This window comes from Thioalbus denitrificans, assembly GCF_003337735.1.
Lineage (GTDB): Bacteria > Pseudomonadota > Gammaproteobacteria > DSM-26407 > DSM-26407 > Thioalbus > Thioalbus denitrificans.
Window position 1 is genome coordinate 43,452 of record NZ_QPJY01000007.1, and the last position, 14,329, is coordinate 57,780.

Here is a 14,329-nt window from a genome sequence, read left to right on the forward strand (position 1 = left end):
TAATAAACAGATTTTCTGGCCGGATTGCTTTGACCCGGATCAACGAAGACGCGGGAAAGTGACAAATGTGGCCCTGGCGGCGGACACCGTGCCGCCCTACTGGCGGACGCCCTCCACGGAGAGCACCAGCTCCACCTCCCGGGCGGCCGGCCCCAGGTCGTAGTCGATGCCGAAGTCGGCCAGGGTCAGGGTGGTGGTGCCGTGGAAGCCGCGGCGGTAGCCGCCCCACGGGTCGGGGCCGGCGCCGATGGCGGTGACCTCCAGGGTGACGGGGCGGGTGACTCCGTTGAGGGTGAGGTTGCCCTCCAGCTTCGCGCTCCCGTCGCCGTTCTCGGCGTAGGCGGTGGAGACGAAGCGCGCCTCGGGGTGGGCATCCACGTCGAGGAAGTCGCCGCTGCGCAGGTGCTTGTCCCGTTCCGCGTGGTTCGTGTCGAGGCTCGCGGTGTCGATGGTCACTTCCACCCTGGCGGCGGCGGGGTCGTTCTCGTCGTAGCTGAAACCGCCCTCGAAGGTGTTGAAACGGCCGTGGAGCCAGCTGTAGCCCAGGTGCTGGATGCGGAACTGGACGAAGGCGTGGGCGGTGTCGATGACATAGTCCTCCGCCTGGGCCGGCGCGGCGGTTGCCAGGGCGGCGAGGAGCGGGGTCAGGATGGTCAGTCGCATGGGTCTTCTCCTTCTGGTTTGCAGTCGTCTTGCGGGAAGTCAGCGGCCCAGCATGCGCAGCAGGGTCCGGTCGGCGTCGATGAAGTGGTGCTTGAGGGCGGCCAGCGCGTGCAGCGCCGCGAGCCCCACCAGGGTGCTGGCCAAGACCAGGTGCAGGTTGCCGGCCACATCCTCCTGGCGTTCGATGCCGGTCACCAGGGCCGGGATCGTGAACAGGCCGAACACCTCCAGTGGCCGGCCGTCGGCGGTGGAGATGAGGTAGCCGGTCGCCATCACCGTCAGCAGCAGGAGGTAGAGCAGGCCATGCGCCAGCGCGGCGCCCCGGCGCTCCCACGGGGCATGGGTGGCGGGTGGGGGCGGGGGCGGCGAGACGAACCGCCAGGCCAGGCGCAGGATGACCACAGCCAGCAGGGTGACCCCGATGCCCTTGTGCAGCCAGGGGGCGCGGGTGTACCAGGCGTCGTAGTAGGTGAGCCCGGTCATCCACAGGCCGAGGCCGAACAGCCCGAACACGGCCAGGGCCACCAGCCAGTGGAGCAGCACGGACACCGCCCCATAGCGTTCCCTGTCGTTGCGCAGTCCCATCCCCGGAATCCGCCCGTGGGTCAGAAATTGCCGGCCTGGAAGTCGCGGAACGCCTGGCGCAGTTCCGCCTCGGTGTTCATCACGAAGGGGCCCATCCGCGCCACCGGCTCGCCGATGGGGCGTCCCGCCACCAGCAGCAGGCGGCTGGCCGCGGCGGCTTCCAGGGCGGCCCGGCCGCCCTCGCCCAGCACCGCGAGGCTGCCCGCCGCGACGGCGGTGCCGGCGATGGCGACGCTCCCCTCGATCACGTAGACGAACGCGTTCCAGTCCTCCGGCAGCGGCTCCTCGAGGCGGCCGCCGGCCTCGAGGCTGACGTCGAGAAACAGCGCCGGGGTCACCAGCTCGCGCACCGGCCCCGCCGTGCCGCGGGCGGTGGCGCCGGCCACCACCCGCACCCGGGCGCCGTCCCCGCGCGTCTCCTCCGGCACCTGCCGGCGGTCGAACTCCTGGTAGCGCGGCGGCATCAGCTTGTGGGCCGCGGGCAGGTTCACCCAGAGCTGGAACCCGGCCAGCAGCCCGTTCTCCTGCTCCGGCATCTCCGAGTGCACCACGCCCCGGCCGGCGGTCATCCACTGCACCCCGCCCGGCTCGATCACCCCGGCGTGGCCGGCGTTGTCCTCGTGGCGCACCCGCCCGGCCAGCAGGTAGGTGACGGTCTCGAAGCCCCGGTGGGGGTGGGAGGGGAAGCCGCCGATGTACTCCCGCGGGTCGTCGGAGCGGATGTGGTCCAGCAGCAGGAAGGGGTCCAGCAGCGGCAGCTGCGGCCCGCCGATGACCCGGGTCAGGCGCACCCCGGCGCCGTCGGCGGCGGCATGGCCGCGCACCAGCTGGCGGACGGGCCGGGAGGGGAGGGCGGTCGGATTCCGGGTGCTGCCGTTCATGGGCGGTGTCCCAGTGAATTGCTTGGATAAGTCCATTGTGAACTGGCGCATTTGGAAATAAAGTCGCATTTACTGAATTCATAATTGCGTGAAAGGCAACAATGGATCGCTTCGAAGCCCTGCAGACCTTCGTCGCCGTGGTGGAGGCGGGCCAGTTCAACGCCGCCGCCGAGCGGCTCGGCTGCAACAACTCGGCGGTCTCCCGGCGCATCGCCGAGCTGGAGAACCGGCTCGGCGCGCAGCTGCTGACGCGGACCACCCGCCGCCTCGCCCTCACCGACGCCGGGCGCGCCCTCTACGAGCGGGCGGTGCGGCTGCTGGCGGAGCTGGAGGAGACCGAGCAGTCGGTGGCCGCGGAGCAGGCCGCCCTCACCGGGCGCCTGCGTCTCGCCGCGCCGCTCTCCTTCGGACTGCTCCACCTGCCGTCCATCCTCAACGCCTTCATGGCCGAGCACCCGGGGGTGGAGCTGGATATCCGCCTTGACGACCGGGAGGTGAACCTGGTGGAGGAGGGGGTGGACCTGGCCCTGCGTATCGGCCACCTGGCCGACTCCACCCTGGTGGCCCGCCCGCTGGCGCCCATCCGCTTCGTCACCTGCGCCAGCCCCGGCTATCTGGCCCGCCACGGCGTCCCCCGGGAGCCGGCGGACCTGGCCCGCCACCCCTGCCTGGTCTACGGCTATCTCCCCGAGCCCCAGCTGTGGCGCTACACCGGGCCGGACGGCGGCAGCGTCGCGGTGCGGGTGCCGCTGCGCATGCGCGCCAACAACGGCGACCTGCTGCTCTCCGCCGCCGCGGCGGGGCTGGGCGTCTGCCTGCAGCCCACCTTCCTCGCCTACCGGGCGGTGCTGGAGGGGCGGCTGACGCCGCTGCTGCCCGGCTACACCGTCCCCGCCGCCACCGCCTACGCCGTCTACCCCTCACGGCGCCACGTGCCGCGGCGGGTGCGCGCCCTCATCGACTTCCTGGCGAACCAGATCGGCGCACGGCCCTACTGGGACGAGGGGCTGTTCGACGGCGCGGCGGAGGGTACAAATCGGTAGAGCGGGGAGCGGGCGGGGCGGGCCCCGGCATGGGGCCCCCGCGCCCTTGTCAACGGCCGCCGGCTACTCGAACAGCTCGTTCTGCAGGGAGAGATAGACCTGGTAGGCGTTGCGCCGGTTGGCCTCCGCGAAGGCCGGCAGGTGCTCGAACTCCGACCAGTCCGCCGCCCGGTAGGCCTCGTCGAAGGGCGTCAGCTCCTCCACCGCCGCCCCCATGGTCGCCCGCAGGTGGGCCAGGTAGCGGTAGGTGAGGCCGATGGACTCCACCGGCGCGGCCTGGTGGGCGCCGTGGCCCGGCACCAGCGCCGCCAGCCCGCTGCTGTCCATCCGCCGCAGGGTCTCCAGCCACAGCCGGGTGTTGGTGCTGCCGAGAAAGGGCACCCGCCCCTCGAAGATGACATCCCCCGAGTAGAGCACCCGGTCGTTCTCCACGAACACGGTCATGTCCGCGTCGGAGTGGGCGTCGCCCACCACCGTCAGGCGGAACTCCACCCCGCCCAGGCTGAAGCGCTCCTCGTCCGCCACGTAGCGGTCGGGCCACACCAGCCGGGTGGTGTCGTTCACCCAGGGATCGAGGGAGAAGCGGCGCTCCTCCAGCCGCTCCCGCGCCACCGGGGCGTTGAGGTAGCGCTCCGCCCCGGCCGGCGCGATCACCTCCGCCCCCTGGTCCCTGAACACCTGCAGCCCGAGGATGTGATCGGCGTGGTAGTGGGTCACCAGCACCTTCACCACCGGCCGGTCGGTGACGGTGCGGATCGCCTCCAGCAGCTTCCAGGCGAGGGAGGGGGTGCCGAGGGCGTCGATCACCACCACCCCCGCGTCGGTCACCACCACCCCGGCGTTGGAGACGAAGCCCTCGTTCTCGATGGCGGTGCCCGCCTGTCCCTGGACGTAGTAGCCGTGCGCGCTGACCCGCTGCAGGGTCATCTCCACGCCGGTGGGCGGATACTCCGCCGCCGGCACGGCGGGCGGCAGGCCGGTGAGCAGGAGCGCAAGGAGCGCAAGGAGCGCGGTTCGCGGCAGGGGCATGGGTCGTTCCTCCGGTGGCTTGTCGTGGTGCCGGTCATGTGCCTGACCGTTGCGGGGGGCGGGGGCAAGGGCGCGGGTGACGACGCACGGGCGGGCCTGCCGGCCCGGGGACAGTATATCGGCGGCGATGGCGCGGGACACACAGGCAGCCCGTGCCAACAGCCCGGACACCGGGGCTGCGGGGGTAGGGAAAGCGCGCCTGGCAGACCAAAAAAAACCGCCGCCGGTTTTGCCGGCGGCGGTTCCTGTTGGTGGAGGCGGCGGGAATCGAACCCGCGTCCGCAAGCTCTCCGCCCTTGGATCTACATGCTTAGCCAGATCTTCAAGTTAACCGCTGGCGTTCCGACCGGCAGGATCGTTCAGCGGCGAGCCCGTCAGGTTTTAGCGGCTTGGTTCCGGGCAAACCTTGCCACGAGTCTGTGTACAGTCGACCCCTGAGGCGTCCCGAAGGACTCCGACCCCCGCAGACAGGGTTCGGTCAGAGGCTGGCCGCCTTAAGCAGCCAGGGCGTAGTTGTCGTCGTTGGCAACTATGTTGTTGCAGACAGGATTTACGAGGTCATCTGCATCCTCGGCATGCACCTTGGGTTTTGCAACCCACGTCGAAACCAAGTCGCCCCCGGTTTCTTGTACTACTCGGACATGATACCTGTGGATAAGTTCCCTGTCATGGGGGGTTGAAGCCGCGCTCAGTGCGCCTTCAGGACCCGCTCCTTCTCCCGCTGCCAGTCGCGTTCGCGCTCGGTGTCGCGCTTGTCGTGCTGCTTCTTGCCCTTGCCGAGCCCGATCTCCACCTTGGCCCGGCCCCGCTTCCAGTACAGGGAGAGGGGAATGAGGGTGTAGCCCTTGCGCTCCACCGCGCCGATGAGCCGGTCCAGCTCCTGGCGGTGCAGGAGCAGCTTGCGGGTGCGCAGGGGGTCCGGGTGGATGTGGGTGGAGGCGGTGGGCAGGGGCGAGATGTGGGCCCCGAACAGCCAGGCCTCGCCCTCCTTGATGACCACGTAGCTCTCCTTGAGCTGCAGCCGCCCGGCGCGCAGGCTCTTCACCTCCCAGCCCTCCAGGGCCAGGCCGGCCTCGAAGCGCTCCTCGATGAAGTAGTCGTGCAGGGCCTTCTTGTTGAGGGCCACGGTGGCGCCGCCGGCGCCCGGTTTCTTCTTCTGTTTTGCCATGGGCGGGCATTATATAGGGCCGCGGGCGCCGGGGGCAGGGGGGGCATGGACGCGGGGCGGGGCGCTGACGTAAACTCAAGCCCCCGTCGGGGCTGGGGTTGTCGCAGCGCAGCACCGCCCGGCGGTCCCGGTCGAGAACAGTAAACCCAGCACAGACAGTCCCATGGCCAATATCAGCCGCAGCGTCCTCGTCCCCTACTCGGCGCAGGAGATGTACGCCCTGGTGAGCGACATCGAGCGCTATCCCGAGTTTCTTCCCTGGTGCCGATCGGCGCGGATCCTCGATCAGGAGGGTGACGCGCTGCGGGCCCGCATCGAGCTCTCCCGGGGCGGGGTGCACAAGACCTTCACCACCCGCAACCGCCTGCAGAAGAACAAGATGATCGAGATGCGGCTGGATGAGGGACCGTTCTCCCACCTGGAGGGGTTCTGGCGCTTCGACGGGCTGGAGAACGTGGGCAGCCGGGTGGCCCTGGACCTGGAGTTCGAGTTCGCCGGCCGGCTCATCAGCATGGCCTTCGGGCCGGTGTTCAACCAGATCGCCAGCACCCTGGTGGATTCCTTCTACAAACGCGCGGTGGAGATGTATGGAAAACGCTGAAACGATTCTGGTGGAGGTCGCCTACGCCCGGCCCGACGAGCAGGCGCTGCTGTCGCTGGAGGTGCCGGAGGGGACCACGGTGCAGCAGGCCATCGAGCGCTCCGGGGTCCTCCGGCGCTTCCCCGAGATCGACCTGGCCGCCACCAAGGTGGGCATCTTCGGCAAGCTGGCCAAGCTTGACAACCCCCTGCGCGAGGGCGACCGGGTGGAGATCTACCGCCCTCTCATCGCCGACCCCAAGGAGGTGCGCAAGAAGCGCGCGGCCGAGGGCAAGCAGCTCAAGAAGGGTGCCCGCGCCGGCGGAGACGACGGCGGGGATGACAACGGCGGGGATTCCGGGGGCGACGGGGGGGATTGAGCCCCGCGGGTCGTTGCGCCCGGGGCCCGTCCGGCCGGACGGGCCCCGGGGTGGTCCGCTTCAGTCGTCGCCGACGCCGATCTTTTCGAGCATCCGGCCGAAGAAGCCCTTTTCCTCCTTTTCCTTCAGCTCCACGCTGACCGGCTCGCTGCCGCCGCCCTCGGCGTCGGCCGCCACCGGCACGCCGGGGCGCAGATCGCCCTCCAGCCGGACCAGGCGGTCGTTCTCGAAGAACAGCACCACGTGCTGCCGCTCCTTCTTCCCGCCGAGGCTGCCGGGCCGCATGCTGTAGTAGTAGTCCCAGCGGTCCTGGTGGAAGACATCCACGATGAGGGGGGTGCCGAGGAGGAAGCGGACCTGGCGCTTGGTCATCCCCGGTTCGAGCTTGTTGACATCCTCCTGGGTCACGACGTTGCCCTGCTGCACGTCGATGCGGTAGACGCCGGGTATCTTGGCATCCGTGGAACAGCCGCCGAGGAGGAGGGCGAGGGCGAAGGCGAGGGCCAGGGAGACGGTAACGCGATCCTTTTGCATTTGAGAATCTTTTCCACTATCTTGTGAAAGTTGGAAAAATCATACCGCAATGCTCCCCTGATTGACACGTTCCGGGAGGCACGATCCTTGGAAAACCAGGAGCTGCGCAAGGCGGGCCTGAAGGTCACCCTGCCGCGCATCAAGATCCTCGAAGTGCTCGAGGGGGCCGACAACCGGCACCTCAGCGCCGAGGATGTCTACAAGGCCCTCCTCGAGGCCGGTGAGGAGGTGGGGCTGGCGACCGTCTACCGGGTTCTCACCCAATTCGAGAACGCCGGCCTGGTGGCGCGCCACCACTTCGAGGGCGGTCACTCGGTGTTCGAGCTGGAGCAGGGCCAGCACCACGATCACCTGGTGTGCGTGAAGTGCGGCCGGGTGGAGGAGTTCGTGGACGAGACCATCGAGAGCCGCCAGAAGGTCATCGCCGAGAAGGCCGGCTACGACATCACCGATCACTGCCTCTACATCTACGGTATCTGCCCCGACTGCCGGAAGTGACGCTGAGCTGCATCCGGTCCGGTGCACACGGTGCACCCGCCGCCGGCCCCATCTGTCCCCGCTCTCCCCCGGCTCGCTACGATCGCTCGAGTTCGACAGTCTCCTGGTCCGGATTTTTCTCGCCAGGAACGCCAAGAGCGCCAAGGTTCGAAATGATCAGGACCATTATGAATGGCGCATCGAGCATCTTGTGCGAGGGCCACTGTAGCAGAGGACCGTCAATCCCTTGTTTTCCCGACGTTCTTCGCGTCCTGGCACAGTACACTAGGATCCCACCGCGGCCAGCTCCAGCATCTCCCGGGCGTGGGCGAGGGTGTTGTCGGTGATCTCCAGGCCGCCGAGCATGCGGCCGATCTCGTCCACGCGCTGATCGGGCGACAGGGGCCGGACCCGGGTGCGGTTGGCGCCGTCCACCTTCTGCTTGCCCACCTGCAGGTGATGGTGGCCCTGGGCGGCCACCTGGGGCAGGTGGGTGACGGTGAGCACCTGGCGGGTCCCGCCCAGGCTGCGCAGGGAGTGTCCCACCACCTCGGCCACGCCGCCGCCGATGCCCACGTCCACCTCGTCGAAGATGAGGGTGGGCACGGTGCCCGCCTGGACCGTGGCCACCTGGATGGCGAGGCTGATGCGGGAGAGCTCGCCGCCGGAGGCCACCCGGGCCAGCGGGCGCGGCGCCTGGCCGGGATTGGCCGCCACCCGGAACGCGACCCGCTCGTCGCCGCCGGGGGCGGGATCGGTGCCGGCGCGGGGTTCCAGGGCCACTTCGAAGCGCCCGTCGGGCATGCTCAAGCGGCGGATGCGGCCGGTGATCTCCTCGCCCAGGGCGGCGGCGGCCCGGGCGCGGCCGGCGCTCAGGGCCCCGGCCTCCTCGCGGTAGCGCGCGGCCAGGGTCTCCACCCGGGCGGCCAGCTCCGCGCGGCGCTGGTCGGCACCCTCCAGCCCGGCCAGCTCTTCTGCCAGCTCGCCGGCCAGCCCGGTCAGCCCGGTGGGGTGCACCCGGTGCTTGCGCGACAGGTCGTGCAGCGCCTCGATGCGCGCCTCCACCCACTGCAGCCGCTCGGGATCCAGCTCCAGCCGGTCCAGGTAGCGGCGCAGCTCCAGGGCCGCCTCCTTGAGCTGCACCTCGGCGTTCTCGGCCAGTTCGGTGACCGGCGCCAGCTCCGGATCCAGGGCCTGCAGCTCTTCCAGGCCGCGCCGGGCGGCACCCAGCAGCGCCGCCGCGGAGGTCTCGTCGTCCTCCTGCAGCAGGGCCAGGGTGCGCCCCCCCTCCTCGATGAGGCGGCCGCCGTTGGCGAGCCGGCGGTGCTCCTCCTCCAGCGCCTCCACCTCGCCCGGCTGGAGGTCGAGCGCCTCCAGCTCCTGCAGCTGGTAGGCGAGTAGCTCGCGCCGGGCATCCCGCTCGGCCGCGGCGGTGGAGAGGCGTTCCAGCTCCTCCCGGGCGGCACGCCATTCCCGCGCCGTGGCGGCGACCGACCGGGCCGGTGCCTGGAGATCGCCGTAGCCGTCGAGCAGGGCGGTCTGCACCTCCGGGCGCAGCAGCGACTGGTGCTCGTGCTGGCCGTGGATGTCGATGAGCAGCTCGCCCAGCTCGCGCAGGGACTGCATGGGGGCGGGGCGGCCGTTGATGTAGCCTTTCGAGCGGCCCTCGGCGGAGAGGGTGCGGCGCAGGACGCACTCCCCCTCCTCGTCCAGCTCCTGCTCCGCGAGCCAGGCCCGGGCCGCGGGGGCGTCGCCGAGGTCGAAAGCCGCCACCACCTCGGCCCGCGCGCAGCCCTCGCGGATGACGCCGGTGTCCGCCCGATCGCCCAGGGCCAGCCCGAGGGCGTCGATGAGGATCGACTTGCCCGCGCCGGTCTCCCCGGTGAGCACGGTCATGCCCGCCTCGAAGTCCAGGTCGAGGCGGTCGACGATGGCGAAGTCGCTGATGTGCAGGTGGGTCAGCATGCTCCGGTTCCGGCAGGCGGTGGACGGTACACGACTGCCCGGGGGGGTCAGGTGACCTTGCGGCCCCAGTGCAGCTTGGTGCGCAGGATATCGTAATAGTTATGGCCGCGCGGTTGAATCAGGGTGATGCGCTGGGGCTTCTTGCCGATGCGCACCCGGTCCCCCGGGTGGAGCTGGAAGTTGATCTGGCCGTCGCAGGTGATCTGGGCGTGGCCGTCGTTGGAGTCGCTCAGCACCACCTCCACCTGGCTGTCCCCGGTGACCACCAGGGGGCGGTTGGTGAGGGTGTGGGGGCAGATGGGCACCAGCACGATGGCATCCAGCTTGGGATGGACGATGGGGCCGCCTCCGGACAGCGCGTAGGCGGTGGAGCCGGTGGGGGTGGCGACGATCAGGCCGTCGGAGCGCAGGGAGTAGACGAACTGGCCGTCGACGTAGGTCTCGAACTCGATCATGCGCGCCGCGTCCCACTTGTGCAGCACCACGTCGTTGAAGGCCGCGTTCTCGGCGATCCGCTGCCCGCCGCGGCTGATGTCCGCGTGCAGCAGGAAGCGCTCCTCGCGCTGGTGATCGCCGCCGAGGATCTGCTCCAGCCGTCCGAGCATGGACTCGGGGCTGATGTCGGCCAGGAAGCCGAGCCGCCCCAGGTTGACACCCAGCAGGGGCACGCCGTAGTCGGCCAGGCTGCGGGCGGCGTTGAGCAGGGTGCCGTCCCCCCCCACCACGACCACCAGCTGGCATTCCCGCCCCAGCCGGCCGCGCTCGCAGGTCTCCAGGTCGGCGACCGGCAGGCCGGCGGCGGTGCACTCGTCCATCACCACCCGGTGTCCACGGCGGAGCAGGAATTCGCGCAGGGTCGCCAGCGTGGCGTGGACCCTGGGGTCGTCCTGCTTGCCGATGAGACCGATGCAGTGGAAGGTGCCCGGCATGTTTTCCTCTCCCTGAGCGAGCTGTCGGATGATTGTAACGGAAAACCCGCTCCACCATAGGGGTTGTGCCGAATCCGCGGGCCTGCGGGGGGCGCCCGCGGGTGTTTAGCAATCGACAGGGGAGAGTGCTAATATCCCCCATCAGGTCAGAGAGCACAGCGGACCTCATGCAGACCCGGAAACCCCACGACAGCAACGACGGCGGTGTCGACAGCAGCCACCTGAGCGATCGCGCCAGGCTGCTGCTCAAGGCGCTGGTGGAGCAGTACATCCGCGAGGGCCAGCCGGTGGGCTCGCGCACCCTCGCGCGCACCACGGGGCTGAACCTGAGCCCGGCCACCATCCGCAACGTGATGTCGGACCTGGAGGAGCTCGGCTTCATCCGCGCTCCCCACACCTCCGCCGGCCGCATCCCCACGGCCCAGGGCTACCGCTTCTTCGTGGACAGCATGCTGACGGTCAAGCCGCTCCGGTCGCGGGAGCTGCGCGAGCTGCAGGAGCGGCTGCAACCCGATCTCAACGTCAAGGGGCTGGTGGCCTCGGCCTCGGCGCTGCTCTCGGGCGTGACGCGGATGGCCGGCGTGGTCACCGTGCCGCGCCGCGAGCTCATGGTGCTGCGGCAGGTGGAGTTCCTGCCCCTGTCCGATTCCCGGGTGCTGGTGATCCTGGTGCTCAACGAGCACGAGGTGCAGAACCGGGTCATCCACACCGAGCGCCCCTACACCGCCGGCGAGCTCCAGGAGGCGGCCAACTATCTCAACGCCACCTATGCCGGCCAGGACATGGTGGCGCTGCGCGGCAAGCTGCTCGAGGCGATGCAGCGCGACCGCGAGCAGATGGACCGGATGATGCTCACCGCCATCGAGGTGGCGGAGAAGGCGTTCGACGACGAGAGCGGCAGCGGCGGCGACTACATCATCGCCGGCGAGGCCAACCTGCTGCAGTTCGGCGAGTTCGCCGCCACCCAGCAGCTGCGGCGGCTGTTCGAGGCCTTCAATCACAAGCGCGACCTGCTCAAGCTGCTCGACCGCTGCCTGCAGGCGGAGGGCATCCAGATTTTCATCGGCGAGGAGACCGGCCGCGAGGCCCTGGGCGAGGTGAGCCTGGTGACCGCCCCCTACTCGATCAATGACCACGTGGTGGGCGTGCTCGGCGTCATCGGGCCCACCCGCATGGCCTACGAGCGGGTCATCCCCATCGTGGATGTCACCGCGCGACTGCTCGGCGCGGCCTTGAAACCCAAGCAATAACCCCCACATAACCGGCTACCCCCCCCTGCGTTGACGGCGCGGGCGCGGTGTCCGTTCAAGTATTGCCAGGAGGAATGCAGGCGCATGTCCAGAGAAGAGAAGAACCGCCCGGAAGAGCAGCTGGCCGCCGGGAACGCGGCGCCGGAAGCGGAACAGGTCCGGGCGGAAGCGGCGCCGGAGCCGGGCGAGGCCGGCGCGGAGCCCGTCGACGTCGAGACCCGGCTGGCGGAGGCCGAGACCCGCGCGGCCGAGCACTGGGACAAGGTGGTCCGGCTGCAGGCGGAGCTGGACAACCAGCGCCGGCGCCTGGAGCGGGACGTGGAGAAGGCCCACCGCTACGGCCTGGAGAAGTTCGCCCGGGAGCTGTTGCCGGTGCGCGACAGCCTGGAGCACGGCCTGGAAGCCGCCGGTTCCGGCTCCGAGGAGCTGGGCGCGCTGCGCGACGGCATGGCGCTGACCCTGAAGATGCTCGACGCCGTCCTGGACAAGTTCGGCATCCAGGTGGTGGACCCGGCCGGCCAGCCCTTCAACCCCGAGCTGCACGAGGCGATGACCATGCAGCCGAGCGCCGAGGTGGAGCCCGGCCACGTGCTGGCCGTGTACCAGAAGGGCTACCTGCTCAATGACCGCCTGATCCGGCCGGCCCGGGTGGTGGTCGCCCGGGAGCCCGCCGAGTAGGGGCTTGAAGGCGGGCGCGGCGGCCCCCATGTAGAGCTTCAAGTCCGACAGGCTGCTGGAACCAGTTACAGATTTTACGAACGGAGAGATTCGGCAATGGGAAAGATCATCGGCATCGACCTGGGCACCACCAATTCCTGCGTGGCGGTGATGGAAAGCGGCGGCAAGGCCCGGGTCATCGAGAACAGCGAGGGTGACCGCACCACCCCGTCCATCGTCGCCTTCACCAAGGACGGCGAGACCCTGGTGGGCCAGCCGGCCAAGCGCCAGGGGGTCACCAATCCGCAGAACACCCTGTTCGCCATCAAGCGCCTGATCGGCCGCCGGTTCAAGGACGAGGTGGTGCAGCGGGACATGAACATGGTGTCCTACAAGATCGTGGAGGCGGACAACGGCGATGCCTGGGTCGAGGCCCACGGCAAGAAGATGGCTCCGCCGCAGATCTCCGCCCAGGTGCTGCAGAAGATGAAGAAGACCGCCGAGGACTATCTCGGCGAGCCGGTCACCGAGGCGGTCATCACCGTCCCGGCCTACTTCAACGACTCCCAGCGCCAGGCCACCAAGGACGCCGGCCGCATCGCCGGGCTCGAGGTGAAGCGCATCATCAACGAGCCCACCGCCGCGGCGCTGGCCTTCGGCATGGACAAGAAGCCGGGCGAGCGCAAGATCGCCGTCTACGACCTGGGCGGCGGCACCTTCGACATCTCCATCATCGAGATTGCCGAGGTGGAGGGCGAGCACCAGTTCGAGGTGCTCTCCACCAACGGTGACACCTTCCTCGGCGGCGAGGACTTCGACAAGCGGCTCATCGACTACCTGGCCGACGAGTTCAAGAAGGAGCAGGGCATGGACCTGCGCGGCGATCCGCTGGCCATGCAGCGCCTGAAGGAAGCCGCCGAGAAGGCCAAGATCGAGCTCTCCTCCGGCCAGCAGACCGAGATCAACCTGCCCTACATCACCGCCGACCAGAGCGGGCCCAAGCACCTCAACATCCGCGTGACCCGGGCCAAGTTCGAGTCGCTGGTGGAGGAGCTCGTCGACCGCACCATCGAGCCGTGCAAGGTGGCCCTGAAGGACGCCGGACTCTCCGTCAGCGAGGTGGACGACGTGCTGCTGGTGGGCGGCATGACCCGCATGCCCAAGGTGCAGGAGAAGGTGAAGTCCTTCTTCGGCAAGGAGCCGCGCCGGGACGTGAACCCGGACGAGGCGGTGGCCGTCGGCGCGGCCATCCAGGCGGCGGTGCTCTCCGGCGAGGTGAAGGATGTCCTGCTGCTGGACGTGACCCCGCTGTCGCTGGGCATCGAGACCCTGGGCGGGGTGATGACCAAGATCATCGACAAGAACACCACCATTCCCACCAAGGCGAACCAGGTGTTCTCCACCGCCGACGACAACCAGACCGCGGTGACCGTGCACGTGCTGCAGGGCGAGCGCGAGATGGCGCGCGACAACAAGTCGCTGGGCCGGTTCGACCTCGGCGACATTCCCCCGGCTCCCCGCGGCGTGCCCCAGATCGAGGTGACCTTCGACATCGACGCCAACGGCATCCTCCACGTCTCGGCGAAGGACAAGGCCACCAACCGCGAGCAGTCCATCGTCATCAAGGCCTCCTCCGGCCTGAACGACGATGAGATCGAGCGCATGGTCAAGGACGCCGAGGCCCACGCCGCCGAGGATCGCAAGATGCGCGAGCTGGTGGATGCGCGCAACCAGGCCGACTCCATGATCCATGCCACCCGCAAGTCCCTCGATGAGCTCAAGGACAAGGTGGAAGAGGGCGAGAAGAAGGCCATCGAGGAGGCCATGGAGGCGCTGCAGGAAGCCATCAAGGGCGATGACAAGGAGAATATCGAGGCCAAGACCAAGGCGCTGGCCGAAGCCTCCGGGAAGCTGGCCGAGCGGGTCTATGCCCAGCAGTCCACCCAGCAGGAAGCCGGCGCCGCCGGTGCCCAGGAGAGCGCCGCCGCCGGTGGCGAGGATGTGGTGGACGCCGAGTTCGAAGAGGTGAAGGACGACAAGAAGTAACCCTGTCCGGCCGCCGCCGGAGCCAGGCGCGGGGAAATTCCCGCGCCTGGCTTTGTCGTGTCCGGCCGGATCAAATGCTGTTCCGCAGCTAACCGAACTTGCCCCGCAGGCGCCGTCGCGGCGCGCGCAGGGAGGAAACGGCC

The 14,329-nt window shown here is 69.4% G+C and carries 15 protein-coding genes and 1 other RNA gene; 7 read left to right on the plus strand and 9 right to left on the minus strand.

Annotation, left to right across the window (positions count from 1 at the left end):
* Positions 1-96: 96 nt before the first annotated feature.
* Genes DFQ59_RS13540 through DFQ59_RS13550 form a run of 3 tightly spaced genes read right to left on the minus strand, consistent with a single transcriptional unit; the run spans position 97 to position 2,129 of the window.
* Positions 97-663: a YceI family protein gene (locus tag DFQ59_RS13540; protein WP_114280247.1), complete on the minus strand. Its 567-nt coding sequence runs from the start codon at positions 661-663 to the stop codon at positions 97-99.
* 39 nt (positions 664-702) lie between these two features.
* Entirely contained in the window at positions 703-1,248 is a 546-nt protein-coding gene (locus DFQ59_RS13545) for a cytochrome b (RefSeq protein WP_114280248.1), read from the minus strand.
* A gap of 20 nt (positions 1,249-1,268) precedes the next feature.
* Positions 1,269-2,129 (minus strand): pirin family protein, encoded by an 861-nt coding sequence (locus DFQ59_RS13550; RefSeq protein WP_114280249.1) that lies wholly within the window; start codon positions 2,127-2,129, stop codon positions 1,269-1,271.
* A gap of 101 nt (positions 2,130-2,230) precedes the next feature.
* On the opposite strand from DFQ59_RS13550, the gene DFQ59_RS13555 reads away from it, so the two are divergent.
* Positions 2,231-3,172, plus strand: a complete 942-nt coding sequence (locus DFQ59_RS13555; RefSeq protein ID WP_114280250.1) for a LysR family transcriptional regulator — start codon at positions 2,231-2,233, stop codon at positions 3,170-3,172.
* Between the two features lie 63 nt (positions 3,173-3,235).
* Here the strand turns inward: DFQ59_RS13555 and DFQ59_RS13560 are convergent, their stop codons facing one another.
* From DFQ59_RS13560 to smpB, 3 genes are all read right to left on the minus strand, one after another.
* Complete coding sequence (locus DFQ59_RS13560) at positions 3,236-4,201, minus strand: MBL fold metallo-hydrolase (RefSeq protein ID WP_114280251.1); 966 nt, start codon at positions 4,199-4,201, stop codon at positions 3,236-3,238.
* A gap of 249 nt (positions 4,202-4,450) precedes the next feature.
* Positions 4,451-4,821, minus strand: a transfer-messenger RNA (tmRNA) gene (ssrA, locus tag DFQ59_RS13565).
* Positions 4,822-4,889: 68 nt separating this feature from the next.
* Complete coding sequence (gene smpB / locus DFQ59_RS13570; protein ID WP_114280252.1) at positions 4,890-5,369, minus strand: SsrA-binding protein SmpB; 480 nt, start codon at positions 5,367-5,369, stop codon at positions 4,890-4,892.
* A gap of 163 nt (positions 5,370-5,532) precedes the next feature.
* On the opposite strand from smpB, the gene DFQ59_RS13575 reads away from it, so the two are divergent.
* Together DFQ59_RS13575 and DFQ59_RS13580 are read left to right on the plus strand one after the other, a co-directional pair.
* Positions 5,533-5,970 carry a type II toxin-antitoxin system RatA family toxin gene (locus DFQ59_RS13575; protein WP_114280253.1) on the plus strand — a complete coding sequence of 146 codons (438 nt, stop codon included), beginning with the start codon at positions 5,533-5,535 and terminating at the stop codon, positions 5,968-5,970.
* Complete coding sequence (locus DFQ59_RS13580) at positions 5,957-6,328, plus strand: RnfH family protein (RefSeq protein WP_114280254.1); 372 nt, start codon at positions 5,957-5,959, stop codon at positions 6,326-6,328. The genes DFQ59_RS13575 and DFQ59_RS13580 overlap by 14 nt, the downstream gene beginning before the upstream one ends.
* Positions 6,329-6,388: 60 nt before the next feature.
* On the opposite strand, the gene DFQ59_RS13585 is transcribed toward DFQ59_RS13580, so the two are convergent.
* Positions 6,389-6,862 carry an outer membrane protein assembly factor BamE gene (locus tag DFQ59_RS13585; protein WP_114280255.1) on the minus strand — a complete coding sequence of 158 codons (474 nt, stop codon included), beginning with the start codon at positions 6,860-6,862 and terminating at the stop codon, positions 6,389-6,391.
* 87 nt (positions 6,863-6,949) lie between these two features.
* On the opposite strand from DFQ59_RS13585, the gene fur reads away from it, so the two are divergent.
* Complete coding sequence (gene fur / locus DFQ59_RS13590; protein WP_114280256.1) at positions 6,950-7,360, plus strand: ferric iron uptake transcriptional regulator; 411 nt, start codon at positions 6,950-6,952, stop codon at positions 7,358-7,360.
* 264 nt (positions 7,361-7,624) lie between these two features.
* On the opposite strand, the gene recN is transcribed toward fur, so the two are convergent.
* Together recN and DFQ59_RS13600 are read right to left on the minus strand one after the other, a co-directional pair.
* Positions 7,625-9,304 carry a DNA repair protein RecN gene (gene recN, locus DFQ59_RS13595; protein WP_114280257.1) on the minus strand — a complete coding sequence of 560 codons (1,680 nt, stop codon included), beginning with the start codon at positions 9,302-9,304 and terminating at the stop codon, positions 7,625-7,627.
* 47 nt (positions 9,305-9,351) lie between these two features.
* Positions 9,352-10,233 carry an NAD(+) kinase gene (locus tag DFQ59_RS13600; protein ID WP_114280258.1) on the minus strand — a complete coding sequence of 294 codons (882 nt, stop codon included), beginning with the start codon at positions 10,231-10,233 and terminating at the stop codon, positions 9,352-9,354.
* Positions 10,234-10,400: 167 nt separating this feature from the next.
* Between DFQ59_RS13600 and hrcA the strand changes: the two genes are divergently transcribed.
* The 3 genes from hrcA to dnaK all read left to right on the plus strand — a co-directional run bounded on the left by hrcA (position 10,401) and on the right by dnaK (position 14,186).
* Positions 10,401-11,483 (plus strand): heat-inducible transcriptional repressor HrcA, encoded by a 1,083-nt coding sequence (hrcA, locus tag DFQ59_RS13605; protein ID WP_114280259.1) that lies wholly within the window; start codon positions 10,401-10,403, stop codon positions 11,481-11,483.
* A gap of 84 nt (positions 11,484-11,567) precedes the next feature.
* On the plus strand, positions 11,568-12,161 hold the full coding sequence (gene grpE / locus DFQ59_RS13610) for a nucleotide exchange factor GrpE (protein WP_114280260.1): 594 nt from the start codon (positions 11,568-11,570) through the stop codon (positions 12,159-12,161).
* 96 nt (positions 12,162-12,257) lie between these two features.
* A complete protein-coding gene (gene dnaK, locus DFQ59_RS13615; protein WP_114280261.1) occupies positions 12,258-14,186 on the plus strand; it encodes a molecular chaperone DnaK in 1,929 nt (642 codons plus the stop codon).
* Positions 14,187-14,329 lie beyond the last annotated feature (143 nt).

Bases quoted from the DNA above. Each gene is read 5' to 3' on its own strand.
- DFQ59_RS13540 (WP_114280247.1), bottom strand. From the start codon at position 663: ATGCGACTGACCATCCTGACCCCGCTCCTCGCCGCCCTGGCAACCGCC.
- DFQ59_RS13545 (WP_114280248.1), bottom strand. From the start codon at position 1,248: ATGGGACTGCGCAACGACAGGGAACGCTATGGGGCGGTGTCCGTGCTG.
- DFQ59_RS13550 (WP_114280249.1), bottom strand. From the start codon at position 2,129: ATGAACGGCAGCACCCGGAATCCGACCGCCCTCCCCTCCCGGCCCGTC.
- DFQ59_RS13555 (WP_114280250.1), top strand. From the start codon at position 2,231: ATGGATCGCTTCGAAGCCCTGCAGACCTTCGTCGCCGTGGTGGAGGCG.
- DFQ59_RS13560 (WP_114280251.1), bottom strand. From the start codon at position 4,201: ATGCCCCTGCCGCGAACCGCGCTCCTTGCGCTCCTTGCGCTCCTGCTC.
- smpB (WP_114280252.1), bottom strand. From the start codon at position 5,369: ATGGCAAAACAGAAGAAGAAACCGGGCGCCGGCGGCGCCACCGTGGCC.
- DFQ59_RS13575 (WP_114280253.1), top strand. From the start codon at position 5,533: ATGGCCAATATCAGCCGCAGCGTCCTCGTCCCCTACTCGGCGCAGGAG.
- DFQ59_RS13580 (WP_114280254.1), top strand. From the start codon at position 5,957: ATGGAAAACGCTGAAACGATTCTGGTGGAGGTCGCCTACGCCCGGCCC.
- DFQ59_RS13585 (WP_114280255.1), bottom strand. From the start codon at position 6,862: ATGCAAAAGGATCGCGTTACCGTCTCCCTGGCCCTCGCCTTCGCCCTC.
- recN (WP_114280257.1), bottom strand. From the start codon at position 9,304: ATGCTGACCCACCTGCACATCAGCGACTTCGCCATCGTCGACCGCCTC.
- DFQ59_RS13600 (WP_114280258.1), bottom strand. From the start codon at position 10,233: ATGCCGGGCACCTTCCACTGCATCGGTCTCATCGGCAAGCAGGACGAC.
- hrcA (WP_114280259.1), top strand. From the start codon at position 10,401: ATGCAGACCCGGAAACCCCACGACAGCAACGACGGCGGTGTCGACAGC.
- grpE (WP_114280260.1), top strand. From the start codon at position 11,568: ATGTCCAGAGAAGAGAAGAACCGCCCGGAAGAGCAGCTGGCCGCCGGG.
- dnaK (WP_114280261.1), top strand. From the start codon at position 12,258: ATGGGAAAGATCATCGGCATCGACCTGGGCACCACCAATTCCTGCGTG.